At 43.6% G+C, this 17,691-nt stretch carries 21 protein-coding genes; 11 read left to right on the top strand and 10 right to left on the bottom strand.

Annotation, left to right across the window (positions count from 1 at the left end):
* Positions 1–4 precede the first annotated feature (4 nt).
* Together RRU94_RS23500 and RRU94_RS23495 are read right to left on the bottom strand one after the other, a co-directional pair.
* Positions 5–790 (bottom strand): HAD family hydrolase, encoded by a 786-nt coding sequence (locus tag RRU94_RS23500; protein ID WP_315693252.1) that lies wholly within the window; start codon positions 788–790, stop codon positions 5–7.
* Positions 791–826: 36 nt separating this feature from the next.
* Entirely contained in the window at positions 827–1,240 is a 414-nt protein-coding gene (locus RRU94_RS23495) for a MerR family transcriptional regulator (RefSeq protein WP_251273279.1), read from the bottom strand.
* 137 nt (positions 1,241–1,377) lie between these two features.
* On the opposite strand from RRU94_RS23495, the gene RRU94_RS23490 reads away from it, so the two are divergent.
* The 6 genes from RRU94_RS23490 to RRU94_RS23465 all read left to right on the top strand — a co-directional run bounded on the left by RRU94_RS23490 (position 1,378) and on the right by RRU94_RS23465 (position 6,427).
* Entirely contained in the window at positions 1,378–2,508 is a 1,131-nt protein-coding gene (locus tag RRU94_RS23490) for a YegS/Rv2252/BmrU family lipid kinase (protein WP_315693250.1), read from the top strand.
* A 124-nt stretch (positions 2,509–2,632) separates the two neighbouring features.
* Positions 2,633–3,142 carry a DUF4178 domain-containing protein gene (locus RRU94_RS23485; protein ID WP_315693248.1) on the top strand — a complete coding sequence of 170 codons (510 nt, stop codon included), beginning with the start codon at positions 2,633–2,635 and terminating at the stop codon, positions 3,140–3,142.
* Between the two features lie 20 nt (positions 3,143–3,162).
* Entirely contained in the window at positions 3,163–3,834 is a 672-nt protein-coding gene (locus tag RRU94_RS23480; protein WP_315693246.1) for a PspA/IM30 family protein, read from the top strand.
* Between the two features lie 57 nt (positions 3,835–3,891).
* Positions 3,892–4,452 carry a DUF4247 domain-containing protein gene (locus tag RRU94_RS23475; protein WP_315693245.1) on the top strand — a complete coding sequence of 187 codons (561 nt, stop codon included), beginning with the start codon at positions 3,892–3,894 and terminating at the stop codon, positions 4,450–4,452.
* 25 nt (positions 4,453–4,477) lie between these two features.
* Positions 4,478–4,873 (top strand): DUF350 domain-containing protein, encoded by a 396-nt coding sequence (locus tag RRU94_RS23470; RefSeq protein WP_242235291.1) that lies wholly within the window; start codon positions 4,478–4,480, stop codon positions 4,871–4,873.
* 12 nt (positions 4,874–4,885) lie between these two features.
* Complete coding sequence (locus RRU94_RS23465; protein ID WP_315693244.1) at positions 4,886–6,427, top strand: polyamine aminopropyltransferase; 1,542 nt, start codon at positions 4,886–4,888, stop codon at positions 6,425–6,427.
* A 95-nt stretch (positions 6,428–6,522) separates the two neighbouring features.
* Here the strand turns inward: RRU94_RS23465 and RRU94_RS23460 are convergent, their stop codons facing one another.
* Both RRU94_RS23460 and cls read right to left on the bottom strand, forming a co-directional pair.
* The gene (locus RRU94_RS23460) at positions 6,523–6,705 is read right to left on the bottom strand and encodes an SE1832 family protein (protein ID WP_315693242.1); all 183 of its coding nucleotides are present in this window, start codon (positions 6,703–6,705) and stop codon (positions 6,523–6,525) included.
* Positions 6,706–6,996: 291 nt separating this feature from the next.
* Positions 6,997–8,469, bottom strand: coding sequence for a cardiolipin synthase (gene cls / locus RRU94_RS23455; RefSeq protein ID WP_410493061.1), 1,473 nt, complete (start codon positions 8,467–8,469; stop codon positions 6,997–6,999).
* A gap of 160 nt (positions 8,470–8,629) precedes the next feature.
* Between cls and RRU94_RS23450 the strand changes: the two genes are divergently transcribed.
* The gene (locus tag RRU94_RS23450) at positions 8,630–8,788 is read left to right on the top strand and encodes an Lmo0850 family protein (protein WP_242235285.1); all 159 of its coding nucleotides are present in this window, start codon (positions 8,630–8,632) and stop codon (positions 8,786–8,788) included.
* A 9-nt stretch (positions 8,789–8,797) separates the two neighbouring features.
* Complete coding sequence (locus RRU94_RS23445; RefSeq protein WP_315693240.1) at positions 8,798–9,691, top strand: diacylglycerol/lipid kinase family protein; 894 nt, start codon at positions 8,798–8,800, stop codon at positions 9,689–9,691.
* Between the two features lie 57 nt (positions 9,692–9,748).
* Here RRU94_RS23445 and RRU94_RS23440 read toward each other — a convergent pair whose 3' ends face one another.
* The 6 genes from RRU94_RS23440 to mgtE form a co-directional block, all read right to left on the bottom strand.
* On the bottom strand, positions 9,749–10,363 hold the full coding sequence (locus tag RRU94_RS23440) for a DedA family protein (RefSeq protein ID WP_251273289.1): 615 nt from the start codon (positions 10,361–10,363) through the stop codon (positions 9,749–9,751).
* A 92-nt stretch (positions 10,364–10,455) separates the two neighbouring features.
* Positions 10,456–11,574: an MGDG synthase family glycosyltransferase gene (locus RRU94_RS23435; RefSeq protein ID WP_315693239.1), complete on the bottom strand. Its 1,119-nt coding sequence runs from the start codon at positions 11,572–11,574 to the stop codon at positions 10,456–10,458.
* Positions 11,575–11,589: 15 nt separating this feature from the next.
* Positions 11,590–12,174 carry a DedA family protein gene (locus tag RRU94_RS23430; RefSeq protein ID WP_251273291.1) on the bottom strand — a complete coding sequence of 195 codons (585 nt, stop codon included), beginning with the start codon at positions 12,172–12,174 and terminating at the stop codon, positions 11,590–11,592.
* 33 nt (positions 12,175–12,207) lie between these two features.
* A complete protein-coding gene (locus RRU94_RS23425) occupies positions 12,208–12,912 on the bottom strand; it encodes a polysaccharide deacetylase family protein (protein ID WP_315693237.1) in 705 nt (234 codons plus the stop codon).
* A 92-nt stretch (positions 12,913–13,004) separates the two neighbouring features.
* On the bottom strand, positions 13,005–13,910 hold the full coding sequence (locus RRU94_RS23420; RefSeq protein ID WP_315693235.1) for a hemolysin family protein: 906 nt from the start codon (positions 13,908–13,910) through the stop codon (positions 13,005–13,007).
* A 192-nt stretch (positions 13,911–14,102) separates the two neighbouring features.
* Positions 14,103–15,461 carry a magnesium transporter gene (gene mgtE / locus RRU94_RS23415; protein WP_315693234.1) on the bottom strand — a complete coding sequence of 453 codons (1,359 nt, stop codon included), beginning with the start codon at positions 15,459–15,461 and terminating at the stop codon, positions 14,103–14,105.
* A gap of 192 nt (positions 15,462–15,653) precedes the next feature.
* On the opposite strand from mgtE, the gene RRU94_RS23410 reads away from it, so the two are divergent.
* The 3 genes from RRU94_RS23410 to RRU94_RS23405 all read left to right on the top strand — a co-directional run bounded on the left by RRU94_RS23410 (position 15,654) and on the right by RRU94_RS23405 (position 17,688).
* The gene (locus tag RRU94_RS23410; protein WP_315693233.1) at positions 15,654–16,424 is read left to right on the top strand and encodes a hypothetical protein; all 771 of its coding nucleotides are present in this window, start codon (positions 15,654–15,656) and stop codon (positions 16,422–16,424) included.
* Complete coding sequence (locus tag RRU94_RS25760; RefSeq protein ID WP_396120412.1) at positions 16,372–16,494, top strand: YSIRK-type signal peptide-containing protein; 123 nt, start codon at positions 16,372–16,374, stop codon at positions 16,492–16,494. The genes RRU94_RS23410 and RRU94_RS25760 overlap by 53 nt, the downstream gene beginning before the upstream one ends.
* A 138-nt stretch (positions 16,495–16,632) precedes the next feature.
* Positions 16,633–17,688 carry a D-alanine--D-alanine ligase gene (locus RRU94_RS23405; protein ID WP_315693232.1) on the top strand — a complete coding sequence of 352 codons (1,056 nt, stop codon included), beginning with the start codon at positions 16,633–16,635 and terminating at the stop codon, positions 17,686–17,688.
* The last annotated feature ends 3 nt before the right edge of the window (positions 17,689–17,691 follow it).

The raw sequence follows: 17,691 nt of genomic DNA, 5'->3' as shown, positions 1-17,691 counted from the left end.
AAACCTATTCGATCAGTGAAAGAATATCTTTTAACCGGCTGAGTGTGTGTACAGGATTTGCTCCTTCAACGATTTTTCCTTCTCCGCCATGGTTAATCCAGGCTGATTCGATGCCGGTGCGGGTCGCACCTAAAATGTCCGTGCCTTGATTATCGCCTACCATTAACACATCACCCGGCTCCAGGTCCATTAAGCGGAGGGCGTGGTCAAAAATTGCTTTTTCCGGCTTTCCAAAACCAAAATGTCCGGAGATAAGCACGTGCTCAAAATACGGGACAAGTTCCGGCGTCATCGTCAGCTTTTCCAATTGAAGCGAAGGAGCTCCATTGGTTAAAAGCAGGAGGCGGATGCCTTTATCGCGCAATGTGTTTAAAACATCAAAGGTTTCTTCGTACACAAAAGCAGATTTGCGGCGGACGTTACGGAAACGCTCGCGTGCCCATTCTGCTTCGGACGCAGGGATCCCGGCTTGTTCCAAGCCATTTTCCCAGGCTTTTAATTGATAATCGGCAATTTGATCTCCCATAGACCGGAAGCCGTTATGGTGCACGTCGCCGAAATTACCCCAAAGACCTTCAAACGGATTGATTCCAATGGAAAGAGTGACCGGGTAAAAGTCATATGTTTGATATTGCGCATGGGCAGCCGTGCGGACGTGTTTTTCTATCTCGGCTGCATCCTTTTCATATTTTTCCGACAGCTCGCCGCAAGTCACATCAAATGCAGTTTGGATGCTTTTTCTATCATCCAGCAGTGTATCATCAAGATCAAAAAAAACAGCTTTTTTCAACGTAACGTTCTCCTTCTTTTTAGCATAGTTCTTCACCTATTTCGACAAAAAATTCAAAAATCCTGCTTTTCGGCGCGGCAAAAGAAAAAAAGAAGGCGGTGAATAATCAGGAATGTGGTGGGCAGGCAGGCGTGCGAGCTGGGAAGAAAGGTTATCGTATAAATGAATTAAATGCTCCTGACGTTGTTCGATGGCAGACAAGCGGTCTTCAATCAAAGACAGATAGGCGGTTTGTCCGATCATATTGGCTGCCTGGCCGGGAGGAAGGTCTTCGGAGGCGGCGGTTTCGATCATCTGGCGCAGCGTAGCCATTTCTTTTTCATCAAACATCCGGACATTTCGTTTTCCAGACTCGAACCGGAAGCCAGCTCCCTCAAGAGCGATTACATATTTGCTTAAGGTTGTTGGACTGATGTTTAAAGCAGCGGCCGCTTCTTTTGTAGTATGCACAGAAAATCCCTCCTTTGTTCTATTTAAACTCATTCTTCACCGGACGCTGATTTCCTTTCACTAGTTTTGGCGAAAAAGGGCAGCCAGCTATGTTCTTTTCGTCAAAATCCGGGTATACAAGCGGTAGGTGACTTATTATGAAATTAATCAGCTGGACGTATACAAAGCGGTATAACGTGAAAGCCGTATTTGATCGGTTTCCGCAATCGAATGTGATTTTCCGGCTTATAAACAAATATTATTTTATTTATATTGTGAACTGGTCGGAGCAGGATCCGCCGGTTCGTAAGCAGGATTTGGAGAGGATGGAGCTGCTGTTGAACGATGAACTTGGAACCGGACAGTTTTACCGGAATCGCCGATCAAGTAAACAAGGAGGCAAAGGAAGCATGAAAAGAGCCATGATTATTGCGAATCCTTCTTCTGGAAAAGAACAGGCGGAGGAATACATTGACTCTATTTATAAACAACTCCAGGTGTCAGGATATGAGGTGGAAACCCGTTTAACCAGAGGGGAAGGAGACGCCATGCTTTTTGCAAAAGAAGCCTGCGAACGGCATTTGGATGCAGTGATTGCAATGGGCGGAGATGGAACGATGAACGAAACTGTAAACGGTCTGTCTGAACAGCCGCACCGCCCTGTTATGGGGGTTGTTCCGCTCGGTACCGTAAATGATTTTGCGCGTGCGCTGCATATTCCGCTCGAGCCGGAGGAGGCTATTCGGGTATTAGGAGGCAGAACAAAGCCTGCTGATATTGGCAAAGTAAATGGCCGTTATTTTTTAAATATTTTAGCCATTGGCGGGATTGCAGAAGCAGCCGGTGAAGTAACGTCGGCTCAAAAAACGACGCTGGGCGCGCTCGCTTATTTCGTAGAAGGCTTTAAAACCCTGCGAGATAAAACACCATTTCCATTGACAATTGAAACGCAGGACCGGACATTTGAAGAAGAAGCCCTTATTTTTCTGGCCGCTCTTACAAATTCAGTGGGCGGATTTGAAAAGCTTGCGCCTGAGGCAAAATCGGCAGATGGTTTTTTTCATTGCTTTATCGTTAAAGATGTAGCACTGCCAAAATTGATACGTATCGGTGCGAATTTATTAAAAGGAGACCTGGGAGAAGACCCGGATGTTTTATATTTCCGTTCCCAAAAATTGAATGTCCGCTCTACAACGGAATTAAAAGCAAATGTAGACGGCGATATGGGGGGTGCTGTTCCGCTGAGCCTCGAAGTACTGCAGGGCCATATTAAGGTGTTCATTCCATAAGCGATGTCTTTTAACAAAAAACGCCTGTTCCTGTTTATGGCTAAAAATGACTTTTTCTTCGTTATAGTTAAAAAAGTGAAACAATTCTGCCATCAGTCCGTACATAAAAGTGAGGTGAGTAAAGATGGGGTTTTGGAAGAAGCTTTTTGGAAGCACTGCAGAAACCGTACCGGAAACAAAAGAGCGGACTCTGTTGAATTTACAGGTTGGCGATTTTGTCACGTATGACTTAGCCGATTATGAAGTAACAGGAAAAATCCATTACAATGACAGCGGTTATACGTGGGATGCTTATCAGCTTGCTGCATCCGGTAAAACCCTTTGGCTGAGCGTGGAGCTCGATGATGAGCTGGAAGTTGGCATGTATAAAAAGGTACGGATCCCCGGATTAGAGCCGGGAGCGCAAAAAGTAACGCATGATGGGCGCACATACTACCTTGAAGAAAGCGGACGTGCTTATGTAAAAGCAGAAGGCCGAAGTGAAAACGTCCACGGCAGAAACGTTGATTACTACGATTATACAGATGATTCGGAAGAACACTTTTTGTCTGTGGAAGTATGGGGCGGCGATGTCGAAGTCAGCTATGGATACGAAATTGAAGAATATGAAATCACTATTTTAGCGGGAAGCTAACCAACATTGGAGGAGAGAATATGTTTCAATTTTTTAAACGTGTACAAACATACGTAGGTTCCGAGCTGAATGCGGCACTTGATAAAGCGGAAGACCCGGTGAAAATGCTCGATCAGTTTATGCGGGAAATGTCAGCAGATATTCGTGACGCGGAAACAGCCGTTGCCAAGCAGCTTGCCAACGAAAAAATGCTGAAAAAAAAATATGACGACGCAAACAGCATGGTGGAAAAGCGCCAGCAGCAGGCCATTGACGCTCTTGAAGCAGGAAATGAGGATCTGGCACGCCGGGCGCTTGAGGATAAAAACAATCATGCGAAGCAAGCGGAGTCCATGAAAGAAGCACATAAGCAGGCGGCAGAGGATGTGGCTGTTCTTCGTGAGAAGCTGGCAGAAATGAAGCGTGAATATGAAGAAATGCAGCTGAAAAAAGATTCATTAAAAGCGCGCGCTGAATCGGCCAAAACGCGCACAAAGATGAACCGCGCCATGTCTTCTATCGGCGGGGATGAATCAAGACGCGGCTTTGAGCGTATGGAAGAAAAAGTGATGCAGTATGAAGCAGAAGCTGAAACGTCAGAGGATTTGCGTGCAGGTTCGCGTAGCCTTGATGACGAACTTGCTGCTTTAAAGAAAAACAGCGCAGTAGATGACGAACTCGCCGCACTTAAGCAAAAGCTCGGAAAAGAATAAGGAACCGCGGTCCGCCTGTTGCGGCGGGCCGTTTCTGTTCATTTGGAGTGTTTTCATATGAAAATAAAAAAATGGATGATTGTCACCACTGCATCGGTTTTTCTTTTTGCTGCCTGCGGCCTGCAGGAAGCAGATGACTATGTTGATGAAAATTATACATTTGTTGATGCTGTGCAAAACAATACAAACACAAACGATCAAGCGATGCTTTACCGCACGAATCAAAGCCTGCAGGAAACGGCCGCTGAGCTGATTGATGTAGAGCAGCCAGAAAAAATCGGCCAGGAAGTGGACGGCCGCCAGGTGCTTGTATACAATAATGAATTTATTATTTTAACGCAAGATCCCGATAACCCGGGCTCCACGCTTGTGGAAGTAGCAGAAGATGAATTTGTTCGTACGCATTATAATCCCGGCTTTTTCTCAGGTATGCTGCTCGGTTCATTGCTGAATGGGCGTTTTGGTTCAAATTGGGAGCGGACACAAACGAACCGGTGCCGGTATAACGATGGCGGCTGCTATTCAGGCGGCGGTTATTACGGAGGCGGGACGTTTTCTAACGGCTCTTATGGCCGTGGCTCGACATTCCGCGGCGGCGGACCGGGAGAAGGAAAATAATGAAACGAAATGAGGGAATGAAGCTGTGAATCCATTTTTACTGACATTTTTGTATTTTATCGTAGCCATTGCAGTGGTTGTGGTTGGACTAATTGTTTTTGAACAAATTACAAGAAAGTATAAAGACTGGGATGAAATAAGAGGAAACAATACAGCCGTTGCCCTGTCAATCGGCGGGAAAATTATTGGCATCTGTATTATTATTACTTTTTCTATTTTTCACAACGATACAATTACAGAAACGATTATATGGGGTTTATTCGGTATGGTACTGCAGCTTGCAGCGTATATCTTGTTTGAACTGATGACAAGAAGCTTTTCTGTAGAAGAACAGCTGAAATCAGGCAATCTTGCGGTAGGAATTGTTTCCTTTTCTGTTTCAGTCGGACTGGCGTTTGTTATTGGCGCTTCGATTTCATAAGGCGGTGTTTTGATGACTGAACAGCATTCCATCCGGCAAAGCCGGTCGATTTATTATGCATCGGGCATTGTCTCGATATGCGGTATTATCTTTGAAGTACTGTTCGGCGCACTCGGTTCGTACATTTTAGGAGATGGAGTGAAGCAGTATACACTCACCATCTCCCTTTTTTTAACCGGAATGGGCATCGGCGCATACATAAGCGAGAAAGTAACCCGCCGCTTAATTGCTTCGTTTATTTGGATTGAATACGGCATTGGTATCGTTGGCGGATTTTCAGCTCTTCTTCTATTTGGCGTAACGGCTTATTTGCCGGAAGGAACAGAAGCTTTATTTTTATACAGTGTAACGCTGCTTGTCGGAACGTTAACGGGCGTGGAGCTGCCCATTTTAATCCGGAAAGCAAATGAAATCGGTGTGTCGCTTCAAAAAAGTGCAGCTAAAGTGCTGTTTTCCGATTACGCCGGCGGTTTAATTGGCGGTCTGTTGTTTTTATTTCTGCTTCGGCCATACTTTGGGCTTGTAAAAACGTCTTTTCTTGTCGCTTTAATCAACATCGCGGTCGCACTGTGGATTGTTTTTCAATTTCGTTCTGAATTAAAGCGATTTAAGCTTCATGCGGCGTGCGGCATTGCGTTTTTAGGAATTTTAACAGCCGGGGCTCTTTTTGGTGAGGAAGCGGCATTTCACTTTGAGCAGAAATTATACAAAGATCCAGTCGTGTTTTCGGAACAAACGGCTTACCAAAAAATTGTTTTAACGAGGGAACAGGGAGATACCCGTTTATACTTGGATGGGCAGCTTCAATTCAGTTCGTCCGATGAGCACCGGTATCATGAAATTCTCGTCCATCCAACAATGGCAGCAGCTGCCCGCCACGACCGTGTTTTAGTGCTTGGCGGAGGTGATGGACTGGCAGTAAGAGAGCTGCTGAAATATCAGGATCTTGGTCGTGTTACACTTGTGGACCTTGATCCTGCCATGACAGAAACCGCACGTACGAATCACTTGTTAACCGATTTAAATAAGAGATCACTTGATGATCCGCGTGTAGATATCGTCAATCAGGATGCTTTTCAGTTTTTAGAAAAAGCAGAGGGGTTTTATGATGTCATCATTATCGATTTGCCGGATCCAAACAATGAATCACTGAACAAATTATATACCCAGGAGTTTTACTCTCTCGCCCGCAATCACTTGCAGGTAGACGGTGCGATGATTGTCCAGGCAACAAGTCCCGTATTTGCACCACAAGTTTATTGGACCATTGACCGGACCATCCAGGCAGCCGGATTGAAAACGGAAAACCTGCACGCGGACATTCCAAGCTTTGGCGGGTGGGGATATGTGCTGGCATCAAGAGAGGGCATGGATGTAGAAGGGCTGTCCTTAATAAAAGATACGCGCTATTTAACAGCTGACCTGCTGCCGGCTTTAACGAAATTTGGGAAGGACGAAGATGCAGAAATGGAAGGCGGGGCCCAAATTGAGCCGAACACCCTTATTCGTCCAAATTTAATTGAAGTTTATGAAAAATCTTGGCGCTATTATTAATAAAGAAAAAGCCGGTTCCTATTTAGGAGCCGGCTTTTGTTGTATTGTGATCCATCCCTTAACTGTGTGGATCATCAAACAAAGGGAAGACCATTTTACTTTTCCGCTTTTAAAAGCAGTTTATTTAATTCTTTTAACTCTTTTTCCATTTCAACGAGTCTTTCTTCTGCTTTTGATACGCCGTGTCCGGTAGATTCTAATTTTTCGATGTCGCCTTGTACACGCATATAGTCCATTTTTAATTCTCGAATCTTATATTCAATTTGTGACTTGTTCATGGATAAACCGCCTTTTTTCTTTTAGTTTACCAAATGAAAAAGCTGCCTGCATAGAGCAGGCAGCTTTTAATATTTAGCGGGAAACCATAAATTCAACAGCGAGGTTTAAGAAAAACGCCGTATGGACCACCGCGAAAACGAGCCCGTGTTTATTTAACTGCCGCATAAGTACTTGATCCATATCAATCACCTCGTAATTATTTTGTAAATATACTATATCATATGTTCACAGAATGTTCAAAACTTATTTACGAAATTTCAACAAAAAGAAAAGAAGCGAGTTTCGCTTCTTTAAAGGATCGGCGATAGGAGCCGAGAAATAGATTCCTTGAATTTAATAGCAGGAGAGCGCTGCTGATACAGCTCAGGTGTTAATTCAAAACAGACCGTCATGTCATGACGGAAAATTTTTGCCAGCTGGCGGCCTGTTTCATAATCATACATAAAGGCGTTCACTTCAAAGTTTAAACGGAAGCTGCGGACGTCAATATTTGCAGTGCCGACCGAGCTCAGCTTTTCATCTACGACAATGGTTTTAGCATGAATAAAGCCGTCATCGTAAATATAAATTTTTGCTCCCGCTTTTAATAGTTCTCCGGCATAAGAATAGGTAGCCCAGTAGACAAAAGGGTGATCCGGTTTATTGGGCACCATAATTTTTACATCGATTCCAGACAAAGCGGCAATACGAAGTGCGTCTAAAATACTCGCATCTGGAATAAAATAAGGAGTCTGGATATAAATAGACTTTTTTGCTGTTGAGATAAGCTGAAGGTAGCCGCTTTTAATTTGATCCCATTCTGAATCCGGCCCGCTAGTCACAATTTGCATGGCGGTATCAGCGGTTGTGGCCGGCACGGGGAACAGTCGTTCATCGTACATAAAATCATGCCGTTTAGATGCTTGGTTCCAGTCTAGAATAAACCGGGTCTGCAGTGCATGAACGGCGCTGCCTTCAACACGCAGGTGAGTATCTCTCCAATAGCCGAAGGCCGGGTCCTTTCCTAAGTATTCATCACCAACGTTAAAGCCGCCTACATAGCCGATCTGTCCATCGATGACAACAATTTTTCTATGATTTCGGTAATTCAGCCGTAGATTAATTAAGGGAATGCGGGAAGGGAAAAAGGTCTCTACCACACCGCCGGCTTCAATAAGCTTCCGAAAATGTTTACGCCGAAGTGTTCTTGAACCCATATCATCATATAATACGCGTACCTCCACACCTGTCAGTGCTTTTTCCGTTAAAAGAGTAATAATCTCTTTGCCAAGCCGGTCATTTCGGAAAATATAGTACTGAACATGAATATGGTTTTTGGCTCTGCGCATATCGTTCATCAGAGAATCAAATTTTTCAGCGCCATCTGTGTAGATATAAACTTGATTATCTTCCGATAAAACTGCGTCATTATAGCTTAGCAGCATAGAAATAAGTTTCGTATTTTCTTTTGTATGAGGGTTGGCAAACGGATAAATGCCGCGTTTTATAGCTCTTTTTTGATGGCTGATTTGTTCTTCAAGTCCTATTTTTTTCTTGTCTTCCCAATCAAATAACCGCTTTCTGCTTAAATTCTGTCCGAATATAAGATAAAGAACAAAACCAAGAAGCGGAAGGAAAAACAAGACCATCAGCCACGCCCATGTTGCGCCTGCATCGCGCCGCTCCATAAAAATAATGGCTGAAGCGAGCACGATGTTCAATGTGAAAAGCACGTAAGCAGCCCACGGGAAAAAATACAATTCAATGATCACGTTCATCACCATTCCGTTCAATTTAAATAGTCACTCTCACTATACACGAAAAAGTCATAAATATCCGGATTGAAAAAGGAAAAAAGGGGAACATAAAGAAGGATTATAAAAAAATGAAACGCTTTTGTATAAAGAACGTATAAACCATTAAACGTGAAAAGGATGGATGACCATGAAGAGTGCGGATCGGACGAGAAAAATTGTCGATAATCTTACCAGGCTGGGTGTAAAAGCAACCGTAACCAAATCAAGGACAGCGCTATGGAACGCTTTGCAATGCAGGGAAGCGCAGAGCCAGTTGAAGGCGGTTACCTCCTGCCACTCTGGATAAGAAGGGAGCGTGGCAACGGTGCGTTTTACAAAAGGGCTTTTTATACACAACGAGCATGCTGGAAGTCAAAGAGAACCGGTTATTGAACAAGTAATATCCGTTTTGAAGGAAGCGGTCGGGCACGTTGAGCGGAAAGTGATTACCGAACCCGGAGAAGGAGAAAAACTGTGCTATGAGACCGTTCAGGATTATGATATTGTCATCATTTATGGTGGTGACGGAACGGTTCATGAATGCATTAATGGAATCGCCCGATTGGAAAAAAGGCCTATTGTCGCTGTACTGCCGGGTGGAACCTGTAATGATTTCAGCCGTGCAATTGGAGTTCCGGAAGACTTGGACGCGGCCTGCCGACTCTTAAAAACAGGTGTTGTCCGTAAAGTGGACGTCTGTGCCATGAACGATCGTTTTTTTGCAAACTTTTGGGGGATCGGCATGATTACCGATACTTCCGAAAATATCGATGAAAACAAAAAATCGATGATCGGCAAAATGAGTTATTATTTAAGTGCCCTTGAAACGGTCCGTCATCCATCTTTTTTTCATTATATGATTGAAGCGGACGGAAGGAAACTTGAAGGGGAAGCGGCAATGGTTGTTGCGTTGAATGGAAATTATATCGGGACAGTTGACCTTCCTTTTCAAGCGAATCATGAAGACGGTTACTTAGAACTTATCATCGTAAAAGATTCGGGCTTTCCGCTTATAAAAGAAGTGATTCAAACAAAGAAAATTAAAGCAACAGGAGAACATGCCGCAAATCTTGAACACTACCATGTTCAATCATTCACAATTCAAACCGATCATCCGATGCTTATCGACATGGATGGAGAAGTGTATGCTGTGACGCCGGCTGTCTGCAACGTTAAAAAAGGGCATATTGACTGTCTTTGTTCCGCATAAAAGCGCCCCGCCAAAGAAAGGCAGGGCGCTTATTTAAAAAGAGCCGAACATTCTGTTTTAAGCAGAGCGGCTGCGGAACTTGCGGACAAACCAAATAACTGCCGCGATAAAAATAATGGCCAAAATCGCATAAACGATATTTGAGTACACATCCATATAGTCAACGATGGTATGCCATGAATCGGAGAAAGCGGCACCCAAGTTTACAAGAACAGTATTCCATATTAACGTTCCAGCAGTCGTAAACAAAACAAATAAAAGAAAATTCATATTGGACATGCCGGCAGGGATAGAAATTAAGCTTCGGATAAGAGGAACCATGCGGCAGAGAAAAACCGTCCAAACTCCATATTTATCAAACCAGGCATCCGCCCGGTGAATATCCTCGTTTTTCACACGAAGAAATTTGCCGTAACGGGCCACGACTTTCTCCATTGTTTGCACATCCAATATCAATCCGACACCGTATAGAATAATAGCCCCTACAACCGATCCGGCTGTTGAAACGAGTATAACTCCCGTAACAGTCAAATCTGTCTGGCCGGTCATTACACCGCCAAAAGTAAGAATAACTTCAGACGGAATCGGAGGGAATATATTTTCAAGTGCAATCAAGAAAAAAATGCCCCAGAGTCCATACTGCTCCATCATCGAAATAATCCAGTTTTCCATAATAACCCTTTCCATGAAGAAATTTTTTCGTCTCGGTTGACATTATAGCATGCACCTTTATGCATTCACCAATAAAAACAGGACGCCTGCTTTTACAGCGGGACAGAAGAAGAATTTTTCCCGAAAATAGACAGCAATGTCGTAGTTAAATTCTGCTCTTTTTCAAGACTGTATTGATGAAGTCTTTTTTTCCATTTGCCTCGTTCAATATCACTGTCGATAATGGCAGTAATCTGCTGTTCAATGGGAAGATCATCCGTCAGTTCATAAATAAGTTCGCGCTTTTTTAAATAGTCGGCATTAAACTCTTCCTGGCCGGGCAGGGCGCCTGAAATAAAAACAGGCAGCTCTTTTTCAAGCACTTCACTGACAGTAATGCCGCCCGGTTTTGTAATAATGGCAGATGCTTCTTCATAAAACCGATTCATTTCTTCACGGCTGCTCATATAAGGCAGAGCTTTAATACGTGGATTTTTCAGCAGCTCAATTTGCGTGCGCAGCTTTTCGTTATGGCCGCACAGCACTTTATACGTGTAAGAAAGCTTTCGTTCGTTTAAATGCTGCAGCAATTTTTCAAGCTGTCCCAAACCGCTGTTACCGCCTGCAATAAGAATAGACCGGTGTTTAGTTCGAGCGTGTCCCGTTGCAAAAGAAGGATGAATCGGAATGCCCGTTACGTAAATGCGGCTTGCAGAAACGCCGAGCCGGATAAGCCATTTTTTTGCTTCGAGGTGAGGCACAAAATGATAATCAATGCCGCGTTTTCCCCATACGTCGCTGACAAAGAAGTCTGTATATACGTTGATCACCGGAACCGTAATTTTCTGTTGGCGTTTCAAGTGGTTAAGCAGCTTTGATGGATAGCTGTGTGTACAGATAATATAGTCGGGACGCTCTTTTTCAATGAGCCGGGCAAGACGGAACTCGAAATATTTATCCCACACATGGAGGGGCATTTGATTGCTTCTTCTGCCATCAGGTGTGTAAATAAAAGATTTGTAGAACTTGCTGTAGGATTCGGGTTTTTTGCTGATCCACTGCATGTACATTTTAGATACAACAGATTCCAGTGATTCGTGGCAATAACTGAGAATATCTACAGTTTGAATGTTCGCCTCCGGACAAACCATACTAATATGTTCAATAACCGCTTCCGCTGCTTTATGATGGCCCGATGACAGACGAAATAAAGGAAGCACAATAATTTTCATCTTAACTTGACTCCTTTAACGGCGGGAATGTGACGATTTTTTCCATTTTATAATAAAGTGAATAACAAACAAAACAAAAAAGACAGCACCGGCAATGGCCAGATATTCTGGTTTAATTTGAATATAAGAGCTGATTAAGAAACCAGCTGACATATACATAAGTACCCATACAGAACCGCCTAAAACAGAGAGCGCAAGAAAACCAGAAATGGAAAACTTAGCGATTCCGGCGAAATATGGATTAAACTGCCGAACACCTGGGATAAAAAAGCCAGCTAAAAGCGAGCGTGATAAATCCCAATGCATAATGGTTTTTCGAAGCCTTTTTTTTGTAACACCCAGGTATTTTCCATAACGGTCTAAAAGCGGCTGGCCGACAATCCGCCCCAGCGAATAGCTGACAGCCATTCCGACCAATGTACCCGCGAGAAGGGACGCAAAAGCTTTAGAAAAAGAAAGCGAGCCGTTCTTGGCAAGCATTCCTACATAGACGTATAAACTTTCTTCCGGCACTGGGATGCCGACAATGCCGAAAATACCAGCTAAAAATAAAATAGCGTATCCATATTTCGATAAATAGGCAATGACTAATGATTCCATTTAATCCCTCACTTTAACACGAAGCAGCTTACTTTACGACTTGGAGCGGTACAAAGTGCTAACTGTTACAAATGAAAAAGCAGCCGATTCTTGATCCATTAAAAAAAGGCGCAGGGCTTCCACCATAACTGCAGGAGCTTTTTCATAGGCACCAAAGGTATGTCCACTGTCATGCAGGGTAATAACGGCGCCATTGGAACGGGCAAGGCGCAATTTTTGGGCCAGCTTCTCGGGAGTCATTTTTTTCTTCCAGTCTCCCGGAATAGCTGTCCACATAACCGTCTGAAAAGGCTGTGCTTTTTGCAGCGTGAACGGGTTAAAATGCCCCCAGGGCGGCCGATACAGCTCAGCGCGGTTCCCTGTAATCGCTGTAATATGGCTGGCGGCTTGTACAAGTTCCCGTTCCAGCGCCGCTGGTGAAAGCAGCCAGCTGGATATATGGCGGTTATTATGGATCCCAACCTCGTGGCCTTCTTTTTCCATTCTACGAATCAACTCGGGATAAAGTTTCGCTTTTTCCCCAATAACAAAAAATGTAGCTTTTACATTATATTGTTTGAGCAGGTCTAATAGAAGAGGTGTATAAACGGGGTTTGGACCGTCATCAAAAGTCAGGGCGATTTCTCGACGGTCAGGTCCTTGTTTCTTCACCCTTTTGGCATATGACCGACCGTATACCGTTGGGAGCACTGTCCACGAAGCGGCAAGCAGAAGACCTGCAGCTAAAAGCTTTTTCATGCGAAAACTCCATTTCCGAATATCATTTCTTTCTCATTATAATAGCCCTTGTGGGAAAACACAAAAACCCGCCGGGAGGGCGGGTTTTTACATTAGGCGTTATATGGTTCTATAACCGCAATGGATGAAGGCTCATCCTTGGTTTGTACGGCTTCCCGGTCCGGTACACGCTGAATTTCAACGTGACGGATCTGCTGATCTTCCATTTGTAAAACAGTAAATAAAAATCCACTGTGCTCGATTGATTCACCGGGCTGAATATCATACTTCTCCGTTAACATCCAGCCGCCAAGCGTGTCAACATCCTCGTCATTCATATAAATGCCGAGCAATTGAGCCGTTTCAGAAACGTGCATTTTGCTGCTCGCGATAAAGTGTAAGTCTCCAATTTGCTGAATAACGGGTGGTTCAGCCACATCAAATTCGTCATAGAGTTCGCCGACAATGACCTCAACGATATCTTCCGCTGTTACGATACCTGATGTGCCGCCGTATTCGTTCAACAGTATCACCATTTGTGTCCGCTCTGCCTGCATTTTCGTAAGCAGTTCATGAACGGGAGTAGAGTCAATTACCCGTGTAATGGGCCGGACAAAATGTTTAATGCTTTTTGAACCGACAACCGGGTCTGACACATACTCAGCAATGACTTCTTTAAAGTTGACAAAGCCAATGATACGGTCCTTATCACCGTCCGCTACAGGATAGCGGGTATGCTTTGTTTCACGGAAAATCTTTACACAATCCCGAACTGCATCTTCCTTATCAAAATACACCATCTCTGTTCGAGGCACCATCACCTCTGTTGCTGCCCGGTCATTCAACTGCGACAGGTGATTTTCAGGATCGGTCCCCGTTAATTCAGCGAGAAGAGCGGAAGAATGCTTTCTCGAGGGGGGTTCTCCTGTTTCATTTGTTTCTTTCCGTTTTACGTAACGAATGGCTGTAAATGACAAAGCCAAAAGGATAACAGCAATCAGCCCAATCCATATGTCCAATCAGATTTCTTCTCCCGCAAGCGGCGAAAGAAGAAGTCACCTCCTATTTAATATGATGATCAAATTCGAAAAACCGGCAGTATAGAAAAAGCGAGCTGCTGTCAATGTCCCATTTGATCACCCTCTTTCTATCATCCTTTTTATTAATATTATTATAATAAGAACAGATAATTCGGTCAAACAACGGCATTTTTACAAAAGATGTGTTAAAAACCAAGATGCAATCGTAAAATACGTAATAAGTGAAAAAATATCATTAATGGTTGTGATAAGCGGACCGGATGCAACAGCCGGATCAATGTTTAGTTTATACAGCACGAGCGGGATAATCGTGCCTGACAGGGTTCCAATGATCAGGGTCAGCAAAAGAGACGATGCTACTACAAATCCAAGAACGGCGCTGCCCTGCCAGAAAAACGCAATAAAAAAAATCAAAATACTGCATACCGCGCCGATAATCAAGCCAACGCCAAATTCGCGGCCGACCAAGGCAAGAACAGTCCTCATATCGATGTCCCGTGAGGCAAGTCCGCGCACGACAACGGCCAACGACTGCGTACCGGTATTTCCGGTCATGCCTGAGATCATGGGCATAAAATAGGTGAGTGCTACTACTTGATTGATTGTATTTTCAAAGCCGGAAATAATGCTGCCGGACACAAGCCCGATAAACAGGAGCAGTACAAGCCACGGCAGACGCCTGAAAGCTGCGATGCCTGCTTTTGTATCAAAATCAATCGACTTCCCGGAAGCAGAAAGCTTTTCGATGTCTTCATTTGCTTCTTGAATGACGACATCAATAATATCATCAAATGTAACAATGCCAATTAAAATGCCGGCTTCGTCCACAACCGGGATTGCGAGAAAGTCATACCGTTCAATCAAGCGGGCAATTTCCTCCTGGTCGATATATACATCAACGGAAATCACCCGCCCATACATGATATCGGCAATTTTCTCATGTGTATCTGCAAGAAGCATGTCCCGGTAGGAAACAACGCCAACGAGTTTTTTTTCGCCGTCAATCACATAGAGGTAATTGATCGTCTCAGCAAACTCAGCGAACGTTTTTAATTTTTCCACCGCTTCCCGTACGGTATAAGAATGTTTAATCCAGACAAATCGGTTTGTCATAAGCCGTCCGGCTGTTTCCGGTGGATAGCTCATCATATTGTGAATGATGGTTGACTCTTCTTCTTTCATACCAGATAAAAACTGCTCCATATTTTCTGGAGACATATCATCAAGGAGAGACGCCAAGTCATCATTGTCCATATCATCGAGTACTTTACGAGAGCGTTCTTTTCCGACTTTTTTCAGGACGGCCATCTGCTCATCGTGCTCAAGCTCCTGAATCATATCGGTTAAGATTGGAATCGTTAAATGAAGCAAAAAACGTGTCTGGTGCTTGTTCGGAAGGTTCCGATAAATAGCCGCCATATCATAAGGATGGAGTTCATCGATCAGCTGCTGCAAATCTGTTTTCTTACCTTCTTTTAAATGCTTGATAACAAGCAGGGTCAGCTGATCCTCGGTTAAGTTCGAAATCACAGGCATCCCCTCCTTTAACGTGAAATTTGAGCTGCTTCTTCAGTATAAAGTGAAACTATTTAAAAAGTAGTACTGTTTTGTAAAGTTCCTTAAAATTTACATACGCAGCGAGGCGAATTTTGATAAGATAACAGTATAGCAAAAAAAGCTGGTTTCAGCTATGCACTTTGTCATGATGTGGAGGTAAGGCGATTGAAAAATCCCGGAAACGTGAAAGAGCTCATTTATATACATTTACATCCTATTAATCAGTATGTGATTTCATATGGAATCGAATTCCAGGAATTTTTGAGGTCTCTTCCGGCAACGCCGCCTCATCTGCTTTTGTTAAAACATAAGTTTGAAGGCAGCGACTTTAATATGCATACTCGTTTTGATTATATCGAAGCAGAAGAACTTCCGCGGCTGTTAAAAGAAGATGTCGGTGAGTACGGCGATTTCTGCTGGGTCGATTTTGAAGATTCGGATGGATTAAACGAAATGGAAGGGCCCGAAATTGCCGAACTTCTTTATTTGGCGCACAGTAAAGAACATCTGCGCCGCCCCTTTTACAGCAAGCTGAATAATCGCTATGCATACTTATCACACGATGATGAATGGTTTAATAAAACCTATTATCGAAATATGCAGGACTTTTACGGAATGCTCGGCAAGCTCATTGCCTTAAAGCTCGGACTTTTTCGAAGTGAGCGGTCATTTTTTGCATTAAAAAAGGGATCTGCTTTTCCGCCGATACCACCTGATATGATTGCGAGACTCAGCAGCGGAATGAAGGAAGGGATTGTTATTTCTCTTTCTAAAGCAGAGCAAAGCCGTTTGAAAGTGGAGGTGCCGATGTGGATTGTTGGAGACCACACAAGCATGGACGATGTCTTTGATGATTACGTGACGAGCTTCCGAACACCACCGAATGCCCGGCTTATATTCGATAAGAAAACACACGAATGGAGTATTTTCTCTTGAAAAGCGGATTCTCTTTTTGAGAATCCGCTTCATTATTATGCAAAAGCTTGTTACAGATGCAAGTGCCTAAAGCAACAGGCAAAAGAGAGTTATTTCTTTTGAACGTTAAGCATATACATAAATTGAGTATGAAGTCGGATGGAAAGATTCTGCTTATTAAATGAAAGCATGGTAGAATAAGAGAGACCGACTTTTTTGGAGGATGACTATGAAAACAAAACTTGGATTGCTTTATGGAGGAAAATCAGCAGAACATAACGTGTCACTGCAAACAGCAAAAGCTGTTACAGCCGCGATCAATTTAAATAAATTTGATGTATACCCGATTTACATTTCAATAGATGGTACCTGGACAGAAGGAGAAAAGCTTCAAGGGCCTGCTGAAACAGTAGAAGAACTGAAACTGACTGGTAACGGTGGAACGGAGCATGTTTTATCCATGCTTGCACAAAATAAATATGATGTTGTCTTCCCTCTTTTGCATGGGCCAAATGGAGAAGACGGAACGGTGCAGGGCCTTCTGGAAGTATTAAATGTTCCTTATGTAGGAAACGGTGTGCTTGCTTCATCGGCGGGCATGGACAAAATTATGATGAAAAATGTATTTGCTCAAGCCGGCTTAAAGCAGGTGGATTATACACATATAACGAAAGTGAAATGGGAACAAGACAAGGAAGAGGCATGCCGCCGCATTGAAGAAAAGCTTGGCTGGCCGTGCTTTGTTAAGCCGGCTAACCTCGGTTCAAGCGTCGGGATCAGCAAATGTCAAAGCCAGGATGAGCTAATGGCCGCGATGGAAGAAGCTTTTCAATTTGACCGGAAAGTGATCATTGAAGAAGGGGTAACGGCACGTGAAATCGAAGTCGGCATCCTTGGCAATGACGAGCCGGAATGCTCGGTAATCGGAGAAATTGTACCGAAGAAGGATTTCTACGATTATAAAGCAAAGTATGAAGACGGTGATACCGGGTTGATTATTCCGGCGGACCTTATCGAGGCACAGCAAAAAGAAATGAAGGAACTGGCCATCCGGGCATACCAGTCACTTGACTGTTCAGGCCTTGTGCGGGCGGATTTCTTCTTAACCAAAACGGGTGATTTCCTTATTAATGAAGTGAATACAATGCCGGGCTTTACACCATTCAGCATGTTCCCGCTTCTTTGGAAGGAAGCAGGTGTAGACTATCCGCAGCTGATTGAGAAAATGATTGATCTTGGTATTGAACGACATAAAGAAAAACAATCGATTAAATACACGGTTTAAAGG

The organism is Domibacillus sp. DTU_2020_1001157_1_SI_ALB_TIR_016, from assembly GCF_032341995.1.
Lineage (GTDB): Bacteria > Bacillota > Bacilli > Bacillales > Domibacillaceae > Domibacillus > Domibacillus indicus_A.
This window is presented reverse-complemented; position numbering and strand designations above follow the sequence as displayed.

Coding starts and splice junctions, on each gene's coding strand:
- RRU94_RS23490 (WP_315693250.1), top strand. CDS start 1,378: ATGAAATTAATCAGCTGGACGTATACAAAGCGGTATAACGTGAAAGCC.
- RRU94_RS23485 (WP_315693248.1), top strand. CDS start 2,633: ATGGGGTTTTGGAAGAAGCTTTTTGGAAGCACTGCAGAAACCGTACCG.
- RRU94_RS23480 (WP_315693246.1), top strand. CDS start 3,163: ATGTTTCAATTTTTTAAACGTGTACAAACATACGTAGGTTCCGAGCTG.
- RRU94_RS23475 (WP_315693245.1), top strand. CDS start 3,892: ATGAAAATAAAAAAATGGATGATTGTCACCACTGCATCGGTTTTTCTT.
- RRU94_RS23465 (WP_315693244.1), top strand. CDS start 4,886: ATGACTGAACAGCATTCCATCCGGCAAAGCCGGTCGATTTATTATGCA.
- RRU94_RS23460 (WP_315693242.1), bottom strand. CDS start 6,705: ATGAACAAGTCACAAATTGAATATAAGATTCGAGAATTAAAAATGGAC.
- cls (WP_410493061.1), bottom strand. CDS start 8,469: ATGGTGATGAACGTGATCATTGAATTGTATTTTTTCCCGTGGGCTGCT.
- RRU94_RS23450 (WP_242235285.1), top strand. CDS start 8,630: ATGAAGAGTGCGGATCGGACGAGAAAAATTGTCGATAATCTTACCAGG.
- RRU94_RS23440 (WP_251273289.1), bottom strand. CDS start 10,363: ATGGAAAACTGGATTATTTCGATGATGGAGCAGTATGGACTCTGGGGC.
- RRU94_RS23435 (WP_315693239.1), bottom strand. CDS start 11,574: ATGAAAATTATTGTGCTTCCTTTATTTCGTCTGTCATCGGGCCATCAT.
- RRU94_RS23430 (WP_251273291.1), bottom strand. CDS start 12,174: ATGGAATCATTAGTCATTGCCTATTTATCGAAATATGGATACGCTATT.
- RRU94_RS23425 (WP_315693237.1), bottom strand. CDS start 12,912: ATGAAAAAGCTTTTAGCTGCAGGTCTTCTGCTTGCCGCTTCGTGGACA.
- RRU94_RS25760 (WP_396120412.1), top strand. CDS start 16,372: ATGCCCGGCTTATATTCGATAAGAAAACACACGAATGGAGTATTTTCT.
- RRU94_RS23405 (WP_315693232.1), top strand. CDS start 16,633: ATGAAAACAAAACTTGGATTGCTTTATGGAGGAAAATCAGCAGAACAT.